This is a genomic window from Pseudorhodobacter turbinis (genome assembly GCF_005234135.1).
In the GTDB taxonomy this organism is placed as follows: Bacteria; Pseudomonadota; Alphaproteobacteria; order Rhodobacterales; family Rhodobacteraceae; genus Pseudorhodobacter; species Pseudorhodobacter turbinis.
On record NZ_CP039965.1, the window covers coordinates 1,313,322 to 1,328,529 of the forward strand.

A 15,208-nucleotide genomic window follows, 5' to 3' on the forward strand; every position below is an offset into this window, starting at 1 on the left:
TTATCCGGACAGGCGCAGGGGGCTGGCGTAACATGGCACCACCGGTTGGCCGATTATTCAGATCTGGAGCGATGCAATGACGACCCCTGATAATATGCCGCCCGTTGACCGGCTGAACCGCTTCAGCCTTGCCTCGGCCCAAATCTATCAAATATTGCGGGATGATATCATCTCGCTGTCGTTGTCGCCGGGCACCGTGCTGTCGCGTGCGGCGCTGCAAAAACGGTTTGGCACCAGCCAGACGCCGATCAGGGACGCGTTGATGCGTCTGGAAGAGGACGGGCTTGTCGATGTTTTTCCCCAGCATGCGACCAAGGTCAGCCGGATAAACATCGGCGCCGTTCAGCAGGCCTTGTTTTTGCGCACCGCGCTGGAACGTGAGGCCGTCCACAGGCTGTCCGAAAACCCGCCAGAAGAAATGCTCTGCGCGCTTGAGGATTGCATCAAACGCCAACGATATCTGGCGGATCAGATGGAGCTGGCTGAATTTTCGATTATGGACAAAACTTTCCACAAGATCATATTCGAGGCGGCGCGCATTTCGGACCTTTGGGATCTTGTTCGGCAACGCAGTGGGCACAATGACCGGCTGCACAAGCTGCATCTGCCGCTAGAGGGACGCTCGGGGCAGATTATCGAGGATCACGCGGGCATTATTGATGCCCTGAGGCGCGGGGATTCGATGGGCGCGCAAGCGGCCGTGCGCGCCCATGTGTCCCGCTCCACCCAGAATATTGAGGCGATCAGGGCCAAGCATGGTGACTGGCTGATCGATTAAAGCTAATCCCAGCGGGCTTGCGCCTCCATCGCCATCGGGCCATCAGGTGCTGCTGTCCAAAGTTTAAGGTCATCCCCCTGCTTTTGGGCATGTAAAAAGAAGCTGCCACCGCCGAAAATGGGGGCCATGCTGCGGAAACTGAAGCTGCTCGGCGTGCGACCCATCAGATCGGCTGCATATTGTGCCAAGAGCATTGCCTGCAACGGACCATGCACCACAAGGCCGGGATAGAACTCCTCATCCATCGCGTAGGGCAGGTCATAATGGATGCGGTGGCTGTTGAAGGTCAGCGCGGAATAGCGGAACAAAAACGCCGGAGAGGCGCTGATTTCGCGCCGTTCCTCGCCGTGCGGGGCAGGGGTGGGCTTGGCCGCCGTGCCGCTTGGTGTTGCCTCGCGGTACACGATATCTTGTCGCTCGCTTAGGATGGGTCCGCGCGGGCTGCTGAAGTTATGGCGCACGGCCACAAAGCACAGCGCACCGGAGCGGCCGCTTTTCATCGTCACATCCTCGATCACCGATTGGCGGGTGATATCCTCACCAACCCTTGGCGCGGAGTGAAATTGCAGCGCGCCGCCCGCCCACATCCGTCTTGGCAGCGGCACCGGCGGCAGAAAACCGCCGCGCTTCGGGTGGCCATCGGGGCCGAGTTCGGCCGTGGACACAAGGGGTTGGCACAGGCAGTGATGGGTCAAAAGCGGTGCATCGGCCCCGTCCTCGGTCGGGCCTTCGCGGTCCAGCGTGGCATACAGGCGTTGCGCCAACGTGGAGGACAACACCTCATGCGCCTGATCCTCGCGCCCGATCCATTGGCGCAGGTGGTCAATATCAAGTGACATACTTCAGGCCTCCAATGGCTTCAGCGCGGGCACCGGCCCATAGCTGTGCGGATCATCGCCCCAAACCGGCGCAGGGGCAGGCAAGGACACCGGCCCCGATTCCGTCTCTACCGTGATCCGGCGCAGATGCGGATGGTTGGACAGCCCGTCCATATCATTAAGCTGCGCCAAGGCGACATCCGCCCGCGACAGGGCGGCAACCGCCTCTGGTCCGGTCATCTGGGCGAAGGCGGCACCGACAATAGCATCGGTTTCAACGCGGTTTTGCACCCGGTTGACGTTACGGGCGAAACGCGGATCTGTCGCAAGTTCTGGCGCTTGCAAGAACACCGCAGACAGGTTCTTCCATTCCCGATCACTTTGCACCGATAACAAAATCTGTGCGCCATCCTTGGCCGTAAACACCCCGTAAGGCGCAATAGAGGTATGCGCGAGGCCGATGCGTTTTGGGCTGCTTCCCGCCTCATGGTTCAGCAGTGGCACCGTCAGCCATTCTGCCATCACGTCAAACATAGAGATTGAGATATGCGCCCCTTGCCCCGTTACCGCACGGCGCAGCAGCGCCTCAAGGATCGCGGAATGGGCAGTCGCCCCCGTGGCAATATCCACGATGGAAATGCCAACGCGCGCCGGTTCCGACGGGCCACCGGTGATCGAGCACAGGCCGGATTCTGCCTGCACCAGCAAATCATAGGCTTTGCGATCCGCCATCGGCCCGCCATCGCCGTACCCCGTGATGGAGCAACAGATAAGATGGGCAAAATCCTGCGCCAATCTGTCCGGCCCAAAGCCAAGCCGGTCCAGCGCACCGCGTTTGAGGTTTTGCACCAGCACATCCGCGCCGGCCAGCAGCTCGGCCAGAACCGCTTTGCCTTCGGCCGAGGCCAGATTGACCGTCTGGGATGTCTTGCCGCGGTTCAACCAGACGAAATAGCTTGATTGGCCTTTGGCAGCCGTATCATAGCCGCGCGCGAAATCGCCCTCGGGGCGCTCGATCTTGATGACCTCTGCCCCCGCATCGGCAAGGCGCGCGGTGCAAAACGGTGCGGCGACGGCTTGCTCGATAGAGACAACCTTGATCCCTTCCAGCGGCCGCATCAGAACGACCTCGGCAGGCCGAGGATATGTTCGGCCACATAGGAAAGGATGAGGTTGGTCGAGATCGGCGCAACCTGATAGAGCCGCGTTTCGCGGAATTTCCGCTCGATGTCATATTCGCAGGCAAAGCCGAACCCGCCATGGAATTGCAAACAGGCGTTCGCCGCCTCCCATGAGGCTTTGGCCGCAAGGTATTTCGCCATATTCGCCTCGGCGCCGCAAGGCTGGCCCGCGTCATAAAGCTCACAAGCCTTTTTGCGCATCAGGTTGGCGGCCTCGATCTCAATATAGGCTTCGGCAATCGGGAATTGCACACCCTGGTTTTTGCCGATTGGGCGGCCAAAGACTTCGCGCTCGCTGACATAGCGCACGACGCGGTCGGTGAACCAATAGCCGTCGCCAATACATTCCGCCGCGATCAAGGTGCGTTCGGCATTGAGGCCGGTCAGGATGTATTTAAATCCCTTGCCCTCTTCCCCGATGAGGTTTTCTTCGGGGATTTCAAGGTTGTCAAAGAACAGCTCATTGGTCTCATGGTTGACCATATTCAGGATCGGCTGCACCCGCATCCCCGATTTCATCGCCTCTTTGATATCGACGATAAAGATCGAAAGCCCTTCGGATTTCTTCTTGACCTCGGACAGCGGCGTCGTGCGCGCCAGCAGGATCATCAGGTCGGAATGCTGTACCCGGCTGATCCAGACCTTTTGGCCGTTGATGACGTATTTATCGCCCTTCTTGACGGCGGTGGTTTTCAGCTGTGTGGTATCGGTGCCGGTCGTCGGCTCGGTCACGCCCATGGATTGCAGGCGCAGTTCGCCGCTGGCGATCCGGGGCAGGTATTTCTGGCGCTGTGCCTCTGATCCGTGGCGTACCAGCGTGTTCATATTGTACATCTGGCCGTGGCAGGCGCCGGAATTGCCGCCCGCACGGTTGATCTCTTCCATGATCACCGCCGCTTCAGTCAGCCCAAGACCCGAGCCGCCGTATTCTTCGGGGATAAGGGCAGCCAGCCAGCCCGCTTTGGTCAGGGCCTCCACGAATTCTTCGGGATAGGCGCGCTGTTCATCGATTTTACGGTGATATTCATCAGGGAAGCCTGCGCAGAGCGCGCGAACGGCGTCACGGATGTCTTGAAAGTCATTTGCATCGTGCTGGTACAACGGAAGGCTCCTCGGGGGTTTTCGCATCAAGCAGAATTTTCCCGATAATCCGTCAGGCCGACTCATTTATCAAATATCTGAATGGCCTTTCAGATATGCTGAAACAGCATGGCTTGAAAGGCCGCCAATGCAAAAGACGGCCGCGGGGCCGCCTTTCACAGATTTTATGGTCCAGCTTAAACCGGATCCCAGCTAAAGGCATCGGCTGAAACATCCAGCGGCACATAGCTTGACCGCAGTGCCGGAATCGCATGGCTGCGCACGCTGTCCAGATCCCAGCCCTCACCACGATGCACAGAGCGGACGGGGCGCGGCTGCGACATCAGGAAAATCTCGTTGTTGCGCACGGCAAAGATCTGGCCGGTGGTGTCCGCGCCTTCATCAGATGCCAGATAGAGCGCAATCGGGGCGATCTTTTCCGGTGCCATTTCCTTCATCCGGTTAACGCGGGCTTCTTGCTCGGGGCTGTCCACCTTGATCGAAGAGGTCATCCGGCTCCAGGCAAAGGGGGCTATGCAGTTGGAACGGATGTTCCAGCGCTGCAAGTCCAATGCGATGGACTTGGACAGCGCGGCGATACCAAGCTTGGCCGCCGAGTAGTTGGCCTGCGCCAGATTGCCGATCAGGCCAGAGGTGGACGTCATATGGATCAGGCTGCCGGAGCCTTGCTCGCGCATCACATCTGCCGCCGCGCGGCTGACGTTGAACGTGCCGTAAAGGTGGACTTTCACCACCGCGTCGAAATCTTCATAGGTCATCTTGTGAAAGAAGCAATCGCGCAGGATGCCTGCGTTATTCACCACGGCATCCAGCCGCCCAAAGCTGTCTGTGGCCTGACGCACCATCGCCTGCGCGCCCTCTTGGATGGAAACATCATCGCCATTGGCCACGGCCTTACCGCCAAGCTTTTCGATCTCGGTAACGGTTTGTTCCGCCGCAGCGCTGGATTCGCGCTTGCCGTCGAGGGATGCGCCGATGTCATTCACAACAACGGCAGCGCCCGCTTTGGCAGCCTCAAGCGCTATGGCGCGACCGATGCCGCCGCCTGCTCCGGTTACAAGGACGACTTTCCCGCCGAGGGGTTTGGTTTCTGACATATTTCCTCCGATGTGTGATCTAAGCTCTGGTAATTCAGGGGCCTGCGGGACGCACAAACAAGCAGCGCTCGATAAGCTGTGCGGCCTCGGCCAAGGCCTTGCCCACTCCGGCAAGGCTTTCGTCATCATGCTGTGCGGCGATGGTGATGCTGCTCATCCCGAGGCGGGGGCTGCCTGCCCCGTCACGTGCGATTGTGGCGACGATATCCAGCCCACGAAACAACTGCCCGCGGTCGCGGCCATATCCGACGGCCTTGGCGGTGGCGACATCCTGCCAATAGGCGTCAAAGTCGGGCTCTTGCTGCCAGCGCACTGTATCAAATCCCTTGCGGGTCGCGGCTTTGCTTAGGCCAAGCGTGGCGGCGTAACTGCGCCCGAAAGCACCTGCGAAGACTGGCAGGCGGGTGTTTCGGGCGATCACGGCCTGCACGATATTGGGCGCTGCGAACCTGTCGATCAGCACAATCCGGTCTTGCGGGGTGATCTGCCACAGCGCGATCGTCACCCTATGGTCTTGCGCGACACTGTTAAGGGTGGAGCGCAGCAAATCCGAAGGGTTCGCACCCAACAAAGGGGCTGCAAGCTCCATCAACCCCATGCCAACGCGATATGTTTTGGTTATCGGATCAAAGCTGAGCAACCCCTCATGCGCAAGCGTACGCAGGATATTGAAGGCTGAAGAAACGTTCATCTCCGTCTCTCGTGCGATCTGCGTGGCACCCATCGGGCGATTGGTCGTGGCCAGCAAGCGCATGATCATCATGGCGTTCTGCACTGCGGGTACGGGCTTGTGGCTTTGATCGTCGGTCATATAATTCCTTGAGCAGAATATAATTTACTATACAGAATGCTTCTGTTAGTTCAAGACTTGATTGACAGCGTCCAATGGGAGGAAAATCAATGGCGGTAGGTGTGGATGATGATGTTTTTGAACAGCTGGTAGATACAGTAAGCCGATTCGCGAGAGAACGTCTTATTCCTGCTGAACGGCGGGTCGAAGAAGAAGACGCGATCCCCGAAGAGATTATTGCCGAGATGAAAGAGATGGGGCTTTTCGGCCTCTCTACCCCCGAAGAATACGGCGGCATCGGCTTGAATGTTCCGCAAGAAGCGCGGCTGATCGAGGCATTGTGCTATGCCTCGCTGACGTTCCGGTCGCTGATCGGCACCAATGTTGGCATTGGCGCACAGGGCATCGTGATGGATGGCACGCCTGCGCAAAAAGACCAGTGGTTGCCGGGAATTGCCAGCGGCGACACAATCGCCTCTTTCGCGCTGACCGAACCTGATAACGGGTCGGATGCGGGTGGTATTCGTACCTCTGCGCGGCGTGATGGCGATGATTTCGTCATCAATGGTACCAAGCGTTATATCACCAATGCGGTGCGCGCCGGGGTGTTTACCGTCTTTGCCCGCACCGATGCCGACAAACCCGGCGCCGATGGCGTTTCCGCCTTTATCGTGCCCGCCGATACACCCGGCATCACCGTGGCCAAGCCCGACCGCAAGCTGGGCCAGCGTGGCACCAAAACCTCGGACGTGATTTTCGACAATGTGCGCGTGCCGCAATCGGCCATCATCGGCGGGCCAGAGAACCTGCACAAGGGCTTCCGCACCGCGATGAAGGTGCTGGACCGTGGCCGCATCCATGTCGGCGCGATGGCCGTGGGTCAAAGCCAGCGGATGCTCGATATCGCCACCGATTACGCGCTGGATCGCAAACAGTTCGGCAAGCCGATCGGGGAACACCAGCTTGTGCAGGGAATGCTTGCCGATTGTCAGGCAGACCTTCACGCCGCCCGCGCCCTTGTGCGTGCCACGGCCGATACATTCAACCGCGAAGGCAAGGCGATCCTCGAGGCCTCTTGCACCAAGTATTTCTGCACCGAGGCTGCTGGCCGGATCGCGGATCGGGCGCTGCAAATCCATGGTGGCGCGGGCTATATGGCGGAATATGACATTGAACGTCTGTACCGAGATATCCGTTTGCTGCGCATTTATGAGGGCACAAGCCAGATCCAGCAATTGGTGATCGCGCGCCGTACCCTTGCCAATAGGGCGGGTTGATTATGGCGTCACATCCAACACGGGATGTCGCAGATATGCCGCCGCGATCAAGTTTCGCGGCGCTTTTGGACATCAAAACAGTGGTCTGCACCCCTGAGGAGGTGGTCTGCGAGATGCTGGTCACCCCCGAGATGGGCAACCGCAACGGGGTGCTGCATGGCGGCGCGCTGATGACGCTATCCGATACCACGGCGGGGACATCGGCCTTTATCAACAGCCCTGTCGGGGTGTCCAACACCACGGTTGAGGCAAAAACCAATTTCATGCGCCCGATCAAGGTGGGCGATACGGTTACGGCGCGCTGCACACCGATCCACGTTGGCCGCACCACGCTTGTCTTGCAGGTCAAGATGACACGGGGTGACGGCAAGACGGTCGGCATGACATCGCAGACGCATCTGTTTTTAGGATGGAAGGAATAGGGGGGAAACATGACATCTATTGAAAATCTCGGGCCGCAGGCGGCCTTTCTGGCCCATCTGGAGGCGGGCCGCTTTATGATCCAGCACGCCAAGAGCACCGGTGAATATGTGTTCTGGCCGCGGGTGGTGACGCCCACGGGGGCGACCGATCTGGAATGGGTGCCCGCCAAGGGGACCGGCACGGTCTATGCGATCACGGTGAACCGTGCGCGCAGCGGGTCATGGAATGTGGCCCTGATCGAGCTGGATGAGGGCGTGCGCATGATGTCGACGCTGCCATCCGTTGAAACAGCCCCGATCGGCGCACGGGTAAAGGCACGGATTGAAGCGGCAGAGGACGGCCCGCGCGTCGTCTTTGATCTGATGGAGGATGCGGGATGAAGGATCAATCGATGAGAGGTAAAAGTGCAATCGTCGGCATGGCAACGGCGGGTATCGGCGAAGCGCCGGGATTTTCCGCGATGGAGCTGTTGGGTCAGGCGGCGGTTGCGGCCGTGGCCGATGCCGGGCTCAAGATGCAAGACATTGATGCGGTTTTTGCCGCGACCAGCAGCCACGCATTTCCCACCATGAGCGTGGTTGAATATCTGGGCCTGAAGCCACGGTATTTCGACGGCACCAATGTCGGCGGTTCCAGCTTTGAGCTGCATTTGCTGCAGGCGACGATGGCGCTGGAGGCCGGTCTGTGTGACGTGGCGCTGGTCTGCTATGGCTCGAACCAGCGCACGGCAGGCGGGGCACTTGTGTCCATGAGCGAGCCACAGTGGCACGAAACCCCCTACAAGCCGCGCCACCCGATCACCGCCTATGCTTTGGCCACCAGCCGCCATATGGCCCAGTACGGGACCACGCGCGAAAATCTGGCCGATGTCGCCCTTGCGGCGCGGGGCTGGGCGAACCTCAACCCCGAGGCTTTTGCCCGTGGCCCTCTGACCAAGGATGAGGTGCTTTCGGCGCGGATGATCTCGGACCCGCTGAGCAAATCCGATTGCTGTCTTGTGACCGATGGGGCTGCGGCCTGCGTTCTGGTCCGCGCGGATCGGGCCAAGGATCTGGCGGCCAAGCCGGTCTATTTCCTTGGGGCGGGCGCAGCCAATTACCACCGCTCCATCGTGGCGATGCCCGACCTGACCACCACCGCCGCCGTCGACAGTGGCGCACGCGCGCTGGAAATGGCCGGTGTGTCGCGCAAAGAGCTGGATCTGGTGATGCTCTATGATGCCTTCACGATCAACACGATCCTGTTCCTTGAGGATCTTGGCTTTTGCCCCAAAGGGGAGGGCGGTCGCTTTGTCGCGGACGGGCGGATCGCGCCGGGCGGAGAGCTGGCGGTCAATACTAACGGGGGCGGGCTGTCTTGTGTGCATCCGGGGATGTACGGGCTGTTCCTTATCGCCGAGGCCGTGGCCCAGATCCGTGGTCAGGCGGGCGCGCGCCAGATCGACGGCTGCGACCTTGCGCTGTGTCACGGCAATGGCGGCACGCTTTCCAGCCAATGCACGGCGATCCTTGGGTCGGAGGCCACATTATGAGCGGCTTTTCTGATATTGATGGCTTGATCGCCCCGCGGTCGGTCGCAATCATCGGGGCTTCCGATGATGTGACGCGGATCGGAGGGCGGCCCATCGCGGCGATGCTCAAGGCGGGATATAAGGGCCGGATTTTGCCGGTTAATCCCAAACGCGACATGGTGCAGGGCCTGCCTTGCTATGCCAGCGTTCAGGACCTGCCCGAGGTGCCGGATGCCGCGCTGATCGCGGTTCCGGCCAAGCTGGTGCCCGGAACGATTGAGGCGCTTGGACGGATGGGCTGCCGTGCCGCGACGCTTTTCTCGGCTGGCTTTGCCGAGGTGGGGGCCGAAGGTCTGGCCGCGCAGCACGTGCTTGAAGAACTGGCCAAACAGCACGGGATGCGCTTGCTTGGTCCCAATACGTTGGGCGTTTATAACGTGGATATCGGGTATTACGGCACGTTTTCCTCGTCGCTGGATACCGGATTTCCCAAGTCCGGCAATGTCGGCATTGCCAGCCAGTCGGGGGCCTTTGGCGCACATCTGGGCGCGCTGGCACGTGATCGCGGGATCGGCTGTTCGGTCCTGATCACCACCGGAAATGAGTCCGATATCACCGTGGCCGATGCAATTGGCTGGATGGCGCAAAGCGATACGATTGATGTGATCTGCACCTATATGGAGGCGGTGAATGATGCGCCTGCGCTCTTGGCCGCGCTGGATGCGGCGCGGGCGGCGGGCAAGCCGGTTCTGGCGCTGAAATCGGGGCGCTCTGCGGTGGGGGCGCGGGCTGCGGCCTCACATACGGCGTCCTTGACGGGGGATGCGGTGGTAGCGGATGCGGTGCTGACCGATCATGGCGCGATTATGCTGCGCGATCCGGAATCGATGATGGATATCGCCTATGCCGCCTCTAAAAAGGTGTTCCCGAAACAGCATTCCTTTGGCGTGATTACCGTCAGTGGCGGTGCGGGGATTGTGGCCAGCGATGAGGCAGAGCGCGTCGGCCTGCCGATGCCCGCCATGCCCGATGCGGCCCAAGAGGCCCTGCGCGCGGTGCTGCCCTATGCCTCGCCGGCCAACCCGCTCGATTGCACGGCGCAGGCGCTTAACGATCCGTCCTTGTTGGAAAAATTCACCCGTGCCGCGCTGGAGGATGGCGGTTACGGCGCGGTGATGTGTTTCCTGACCTATGTGGCGGGAAGCCGCGCGATGTCGCAAGTGATCCTTGATGCCATCGCCCCGCTGCGCGCCGAATATCCCGACCGGATCATCGCCTTTTGTGCGCTTGGCGACCCGGAGGTCTTGCAGCACTATGACGATGCGGGGATCCTTGTGTTCAACGATCCTTGTCGTGCGGTGCGGGCGCTGGATGCGGTCTTGCGGTTGGGCCAATCGATGCAGAACCGCGTGACTGCCGATTTGCCCGCCGTGACACCGGTCACCCTTCCGGCGAGTAACCCCGATGAGGCGACGGCCAAGACCATTCTGGCCAAGGCGGGAATTATGGCTGCGCCCGAACAGGCGGTAACGGATGCCGATCAGGCGGTAAACGCGGCCGAGGGCTTTGGCTATCCGGTGGTGATGAAGATCCTCTCGCCGGATATTTTGCACAAATCCGATATCGGCGCGGTCAAGCTGAACCTGCAGGACGCAGATGCGGTGCGCGCCGCCTATGCCGGGATCATGGCCGCAGTTGGCGAACATGCGCCCAAGGCCTCGGTGACGGGGATGCTGGTGGCCAAACAGCTTTCGGGCGGGGTGGAATGCCTGATGGGGATCAACCGTGATCCGACCTTCGGGCCGATTGCCGTGTTCGGCCTTGGCGGGATCTTTGTCGAGTTGCTCAATGATGTTGCGGTGCGCGCCTGTCCTTTTGGGGTCGATACCGCGCGTGAGATGATCCTGTCGATCCGCAGTGCGGCAATCTTGCAGGGCGCACGGGGCACGCAGCCTTCGGATATCGACGCGCTGGCGCAGATGCTGTCCAAACTGTCGATCTTTGCGGCGGGGGCGGGCGAGGGGCTGACCTCGATTGACCTTAACCCTGTGCTGGCGATGCCAGAGGGGCAGGGCGCCTATGCGCTGGATGCGGTGATTGAAATTGCACAAGAGGGGGCTGCCGATGGCCATTGATTATGAAACCTTGCTGAACTTCGATATCCCCGAAGTGCAACAGAGCTATGGCCCGATGGAGGTCGCGCGCTATGGCTTGACCGTTGGCATGGGACAGGACTCGATGGACCTGCGCCAGCTTGCCTATGTCGATGCGCTTGCCGATGATCGCCGGGTGATGCCGGCCATTGCCAATGTGCTGGGGCATCCCGGGTTCTGGCTTGGCAATCCCGAAACCGGCGTCAATGCCGTCAAACTGGTGCATGGCGAACAAGGCATGACCCTGCACAACCCCATCCCGATGGAGGGCAAGATCCGGGGCAAAACCCGCGTGACTGGCCTGATTGATAAGGGAGAGGGTAGGGGCGCGTTGCTTTACAGTGAAAAGCAACTGCATGACGCGGAAACCGGCGTGCATCTTGCAACCTGCCGCAACACCACCTTCCTGCGGGCTGATGGCGGGTTTGGCGGGCCAACGGGACCGGTCAAAAAGCCGCATCAACTGCCCGATACGGCGCCGGACCATGTGTTCGACACCCCCACGCGGCCGGAACAGGCGCTGGCCTACCGTTGGAATGCCGATCCGAACCCGCTGCATCTGGACCCGCGCGTGGCCGCCAAGGCCGGGTTTGAACGGCCCATTCTGCACGGGCTTTGCAGCTTTGGCTGCGCTGCCCATGCCTTGCTTGCGGTGCTGTGTGATTATGATGCAGACTGGTTCGGTACGATGGATTTGCGCTTTACGGCGCATGTGTTCCCGGGTGAAACATTACGGACAGAGATTTGGGCAGACGGGTCATTCCGCACCCGCGCCGTTGAACGAGACGTGATCGTCATGGGCAATGGCATTTTCAAGCATAAGGAGGCTTTATGAGCATTGATGTTGACCTTCGGCCGGACGGGCTTTGCATTATCACCATGAACGAACCCGCGCGACGCAATCCGATTGGCCATACCGCACGGGCAGGGCTAATCGCCGCATTGTCGCAGGCCGAGGGGGATGACGCCGTGCGCGCCGTTGTCATAACGGGGGCTGGCGGGAACTTTTCTGCCGGTGGCGATATTCGCGATCAAGGGGAGCGTAGCGTATCCGAGCACCGTGAGCGGTTCTCGCGGATCAAGGACTTGGTGATGCGGATGACGCGGTTTTCCAAGCCGTTGGTTGCCGCGATCGAGGGTTGGGCAGCAGGCGGCGGTTTTGCCTTGGCGCTGGCCTGCCCGACCATCGTTGCGTCCAAAGAATCCCGCTTTGTGGCCAGCTTTACCAAAATCGGTCTGATCCCGGATATGGGCGTTTTGGCAACCATGCCCGCGCGGATTGGGGCCGCACAAACCCGTCGGTTGCTGCTGACCAACCGCGTTGTCGATGCCTCCGAGGCCTTGACCTTGGGCGCGGTGGATGAGCTTGCCGATGCTGGCGATGTGCTGCGCCGCGCCTGTGAGATCGCGCTGGAAGAGGCCAAGGGCGCGCCTTTGCCACGGCAGTTCATCGTGGATTGGTTCGCGCGCGATGTGGCGGCGGCGCTGGATTATGAGCAATCGATCCAGCCGGCCTTGCTTAATAGTGCGGATTCCGCCGAAGGGCGCGCCGCCTTTGCGGAGAAAAGACCTCCGCAGTTTCGCGGATGCTGAACCAAGGAGGGCAAATGCCCTCCACCACCGCCCGTCTGGTTACGTTACAGCGCGCCTTGTTGCTGGGGGTCATGACCTCGGCGCTGGTGCTGATTTTTGTGCCATCACAGGTGGTTACCTCCCTTGGGGTGGGGATGCTTTTGGGGTTTCTGGCGCTCTCGTGCAGGCAGTTCCGCTTTGGCACATGGGTGCCGGTTTTGATGTCGCTATGTGCGGCGGTGGCCGCGATGGTAACGCATGTTGCCGCTGATGTTTTGTGGCACGCCGTCGACCGGATGCTGTTTCTGGCGGCCCTGATCGCGATGCTGGGCACGTTGCGATCCGCTGCGGCACTGGCCCCCGAGGTACGGCAAGCGGGGGAGTTTGTGACCAATCAACCCGCCTCGCGCCGTTATTTGGCAATGACCTTTGGCGGGCACCTCTTTGGGGTGTTGATCAACTTTGGCGGGCTTGCGCTTTTGCTGGATATCGCCAAGCAATCGATGGACCGGGACGCCGCCAGCAACATACCGCCCGAGGTAAAAGAGGCCCGTGTGCGCCGCATGACGCTTGCCGTGATCCGAGGGTTCTCGTTGATTTCGCTCTGGTCGCCTTTCGGTTTTGCCACCAACGCCATTTTGATTGCGGTGCCGGGGATTTCTTATGTGCAATTCGGGCCCATCGGCCTTGCGATGTCCTTTGTGCTCATGGCGATCGGCTGGGCTTTGGACCGCCATGAGGGGCGCCAGTTTCGCAATCTTGGCTTGCAGACCCCCAGCCCGCCGCCGCGCAGCTGGATGGGGGCGGTTTTGCTGCTTGGCCATGTGCTGATACTTGGGGCTGCGGTCTTTATCAGTCATGCGGTGACGCCGCTTAGTTTCCAACAAGCGCTGATCGTGATCGTGCCATGCTATGCGGTGCTTTGGGCCGCTGCTGCCACGCGGCGCGACCCGAAGGGGGCGATGGGCGGCGTTGGCGAGGCGGCCCGTGCAAGCTGGTTGCGACTGTCAAATATGGGGCCAGAGGTTGGCGTTTTTGCCTCGGCAGGCTTTTTGGCGGTTGTTTTCTTGGCGCTGATCCCGACGGAGGCGCTGCGCGAAACGATCATTCACTGGGGGCTTTCGCCGGTGTCTTATGCGCTTGGGCTTTCGCTTTCGGTCTTTGCGCTGGCGATGGTCGGGGTGAACCCGATCATTTCCGCATCGATTTTGGGCGCAATTGCGGCACAACTGGCCATGCCCGGCCTCAGCAATACTGCCATTGCCCTTGCCATCACCGGCGGCTGGGCAGCGGTGATCGGGCTTTCGCCTTTCATCTCCACGCTGGCGATTACCTCGGCGATCATCGGACGACGGCCAGAGCAAATCGGCCCTGTGTGGAACGGACGCTATTGCATTTCAGTTCTGCTGGTTTGGCTGGTTTTCTTGGCCGGGCTGATGCTTTCGGGTATGATCTAAAGGGTCGTCCCGGGCCATTCGCCCGCGGCGACCATCTTATGCACCTCGGCGGTGATGAACTCCGCGATGCTGGTGGTCAGGCGGGAACTTGGCCGATTAAGCGGCGACATCAAAACCAAAGTCCGGTCGATCGGGTTGTGCTGGATGGGGCGTGCGATCAACTTGCCGGCGCGCACCTGCTGGAGCACGCTGACGAGGGGTAGGATCGTACCGCCAAGCCCGCGCTCCACGAAGGCCAGCATGGTTGTCAAAATATCCACATCCAGAACAACATCCAGCGTCAGGCCTTCACGGGCCGCGATACCCTCAATACGTTCGCGCAAGCCATGCTCGGGGTTGGGCAATATCAGCGGTTGCTGCAAGGCTGCCTCTGCGTCAATCGGAACCCCGTGTTGCGCGCCCGCAGTCGCGGCTGACTGAATGAAGAACAGTTTTTCAATGATAATAGGCTGCGCTTTGATCAGGCTGGATTTCTGGCCTTCATAGGCAACCCCCAAATCGATTTTTCCGCGTTGGAGCCAATCTTGCACGTGGCCGCTGAAACCGGAAATAATCCGCAGTTTGACGTTCGGATAAAGCTGCATCACCCGCTCTATTAGATGGGTGGCAAGGATTTCCGAGACCGTCGGTGGCAGGCCCAGCCTGACCATCCCCGAAAGCGGCGCGCGATGCCCCGAAATATCATTTGCCAGATCCTGCATATCCTCCAGGATCGTCTTTGCCCTGCGGGCCAGCCGGATGCCTTCTTCGGTGGGCATAACCCCGCGCCCATGCCTGCGCAGCAACGCGACATTTAGCTCTTCTTCCAATGCTTTAACCTGTCGGCTTAGGGCGGGTTGGGCGATGTTCAAATGGTCCGCAGCCGCAGTAATGCTACTGAGTTCAACGACCTGAATAAAGTTTCGGAGCTGGCGGAAATCCACTCATGCCTCATATGTATTTCTGTTATATCAATAATGCATTTGAAACATGACCACCAGCCATTCATGGTCATATTGGGAGAAACACATTGCCACCCATCGCGCGACCGCAAAAGTTTGCGCCAGATAAA

Annotated in this window: 15 protein-coding genes; 9 read left to right on the plus strand and 6 right to left on the minus strand. The window is 60.2% G+C overall.

Annotation, left to right across the window (positions count from 1 at the left end):
- Nucleotides 1–76: 76 nt before the first annotated feature.
- On the plus strand, nt 77–778 hold the full coding sequence (locus EOK75_RS18770) for a GntR family transcriptional regulator (protein ID WP_137195539.1): 702 nt from the start codon (nt 77–79) through the stop codon (nt 776–778).
- 2 nt (nt 779–780) lie between these two features.
- Here the strand turns inward: EOK75_RS18770 and EOK75_RS18775 are convergent, their stop codons facing one another.
- From EOK75_RS18775 to EOK75_RS18795, 5 genes are all read right to left on the minus strand, one after another.
- The gene (locus EOK75_RS18775) at nt 781–1,617 is read right to left on the minus strand and encodes an HTD2 family dehydratase (protein WP_137195540.1); all 837 of its coding nucleotides are present in this window, start codon (nt 1,615–1,617) and stop codon (nt 781–783) included.
- A 3-nt stretch (nt 1,618–1,620) separates the two neighbouring features.
- The gene (locus EOK75_RS18780; RefSeq protein WP_137195541.1) at nt 1,621–2,715 is read right to left on the minus strand and encodes a CaiB/BaiF CoA transferase family protein; all 1,095 of its coding nucleotides are present in this window, start codon (nt 2,713–2,715) and stop codon (nt 1,621–1,623) included.
- Nucleotides 2,715–3,878 carry an acyl-CoA dehydrogenase family protein gene (locus EOK75_RS18785; protein WP_240794098.1) on the minus strand — a complete coding sequence of 388 codons (1,164 nt, stop codon included), beginning with the start codon at nt 3,876–3,878 and terminating at the stop codon, nt 2,715–2,717. Before EOK75_RS18785 ends, EOK75_RS18780 begins: the two co-directional genes overlap by 1 nt.
- Nucleotides 3,879–4,054: 176 nt before the next feature.
- Nucleotides 4,055–4,975, minus strand: coding sequence for an SDR family NAD(P)-dependent oxidoreductase (locus EOK75_RS18790; RefSeq protein ID WP_137195543.1), 921 nt, complete (start codon nt 4,973–4,975; stop codon nt 4,055–4,057).
- A gap of 34 nt (nt 4,976–5,009) precedes the next feature.
- Entirely contained in the window at nt 5,010–5,786 is a 777-nt protein-coding gene (locus EOK75_RS18795) for an IclR family transcriptional regulator (RefSeq protein ID WP_137195544.1), read from the minus strand.
- Nucleotides 5,787–5,875: 89 nt separating this feature from the next.
- On the opposite strand from EOK75_RS18795, the gene EOK75_RS18800 reads away from it, so the two are divergent.
- Genes EOK75_RS18800 through EOK75_RS18835 form a run of 8 tightly spaced genes read left to right on the plus strand, consistent with a single transcriptional unit; the run spans nt 5,876 to nt 14,157 of the window.
- Nucleotides 5,876–7,042: an acyl-CoA dehydrogenase family protein gene (locus EOK75_RS18800; RefSeq protein ID WP_137195545.1), complete on the plus strand. Its 1,167-nt coding sequence runs from the start codon at nt 5,876–5,878 to the stop codon at nt 7,040–7,042.
- 2 nt (nt 7,043–7,044) lie between these two features.
- Nucleotides 7,045–7,464: a PaaI family thioesterase gene (locus EOK75_RS18805; protein WP_137195546.1), complete on the plus strand. Its 420-nt coding sequence runs from the start codon at nt 7,045–7,047 to the stop codon at nt 7,462–7,464.
- Between the two features lie 9 nt (nt 7,465–7,473).
- On the plus strand, nt 7,474–7,845 hold the full coding sequence (locus EOK75_RS18810) for a Zn-ribbon domain-containing OB-fold protein (RefSeq protein WP_137195547.1): 372 nt from the start codon (nt 7,474–7,476) through the stop codon (nt 7,843–7,845).
- A complete protein-coding gene (locus EOK75_RS18815) occupies nt 7,842–8,996 on the plus strand; it encodes a thiolase (protein ID WP_137195548.1) in 1,155 nt (384 codons plus the stop codon). The genes EOK75_RS18810 and EOK75_RS18815 overlap by 4 nt, the downstream gene beginning before the upstream one ends.
- Nucleotides 8,993–11,110 (plus strand): acetate--CoA ligase family protein, encoded by a 2,118-nt coding sequence (locus tag EOK75_RS18820; protein ID WP_137195549.1) that lies wholly within the window; start codon nt 8,993–8,995, stop codon nt 11,108–11,110. Before EOK75_RS18815 ends, EOK75_RS18820 begins: the two co-directional genes overlap by 4 nt.
- Entirely contained in the window at nt 11,100–11,963 is an 864-nt protein-coding gene (locus tag EOK75_RS18825; RefSeq protein WP_137195550.1) for a MaoC/PaaZ C-terminal domain-containing protein, read from the plus strand. Before EOK75_RS18820 ends, EOK75_RS18825 begins: the two co-directional genes overlap by 11 nt.
- Nucleotides 11,960–12,721 (plus strand): enoyl-CoA hydratase/isomerase family protein, encoded by a 762-nt coding sequence (locus EOK75_RS18830; RefSeq protein ID WP_137195551.1) that lies wholly within the window; start codon nt 11,960–11,962, stop codon nt 12,719–12,721. The genes EOK75_RS18825 and EOK75_RS18830 overlap by 4 nt, the downstream gene beginning before the upstream one ends.
- 14 nt (nt 12,722–12,735) lie before the next feature.
- Nucleotides 12,736–14,157, plus strand: coding sequence for a hypothetical protein (locus EOK75_RS18835; RefSeq protein ID WP_137195552.1), 1,422 nt, complete (start codon nt 12,736–12,738; stop codon nt 14,155–14,157).
- Here EOK75_RS18835 and EOK75_RS18840 read toward each other — a convergent pair.
- A complete protein-coding gene (locus tag EOK75_RS18840) occupies nt 14,154–15,080 on the minus strand; it encodes a LysR family transcriptional regulator (RefSeq protein WP_137195553.1) in 927 nt (308 codons plus the stop codon). The two genes, EOK75_RS18835 and EOK75_RS18840, sit on opposite strands and share 4 nt — an antisense overlap.
- Between the last annotated feature and the right edge of the window lie 128 nt (nt 15,081–15,208).

Bases quoted from the DNA above. Each gene is read 5' to 3' on its own strand.
- EOK75_RS18770 (WP_137195539.1), top strand. From the start codon at position 77: ATGACGACCCCTGATAATATGCCGCCCGTTGACCGGCTGAACCGCTTC.
- EOK75_RS18820 (WP_137195549.1), top strand. From the start codon at position 8,993: ATGAGCGGCTTTTCTGATATTGATGGCTTGATCGCCCCGCGGTCGGTC.
- EOK75_RS18795 (WP_137195544.1), bottom strand. From the start codon at position 5,786: ATGACCGACGATCAAAGCCACAAGCCCGTACCCGCAGTGCAGAACGCC.
- EOK75_RS18775 (WP_137195540.1), bottom strand. From the start codon at position 1,617: ATGTCACTTGATATTGACCACCTGCGCCAATGGATCGGGCGCGAGGAT.
- EOK75_RS18790 (WP_137195543.1), bottom strand. From the start codon at position 4,975: ATGTCAGAAACCAAACCCCTCGGCGGGAAAGTCGTCCTTGTAACCGGA.
- EOK75_RS18805 (WP_137195546.1), top strand. From the start codon at position 7,045: ATGGCGTCACATCCAACACGGGATGTCGCAGATATGCCGCCGCGATCA.
- EOK75_RS18800 (WP_137195545.1), top strand. From the start codon at position 5,876: ATGGCGGTAGGTGTGGATGATGATGTTTTTGAACAGCTGGTAGATACA.
- EOK75_RS18825 (WP_137195550.1), top strand. From the start codon at position 11,100: ATGGCCATTGATTATGAAACCTTGCTGAACTTCGATATCCCCGAAGTG.
- EOK75_RS18810 (WP_137195547.1), top strand. From the start codon at position 7,474: ATGACATCTATTGAAAATCTCGGGCCGCAGGCGGCCTTTCTGGCCCAT.
- EOK75_RS18815 (WP_137195548.1), top strand. From the start codon at position 7,842: ATGAAGGATCAATCGATGAGAGGTAAAAGTGCAATCGTCGGCATGGCA.
- EOK75_RS18780 (WP_137195541.1), bottom strand. From the start codon at position 2,715: ATGCGGCCGCTGGAAGGGATCAAGGTTGTCTCTATCGAGCAAGCCGTC.
- EOK75_RS18835 (WP_137195552.1), top strand. From the start codon at position 12,736: ATGCCCTCCACCACCGCCCGTCTGGTTACGTTACAGCGCGCCTTGTTG.
- EOK75_RS18830 (WP_137195551.1), top strand. From the start codon at position 11,960: ATGAGCATTGATGTTGACCTTCGGCCGGACGGGCTTTGCATTATCACC.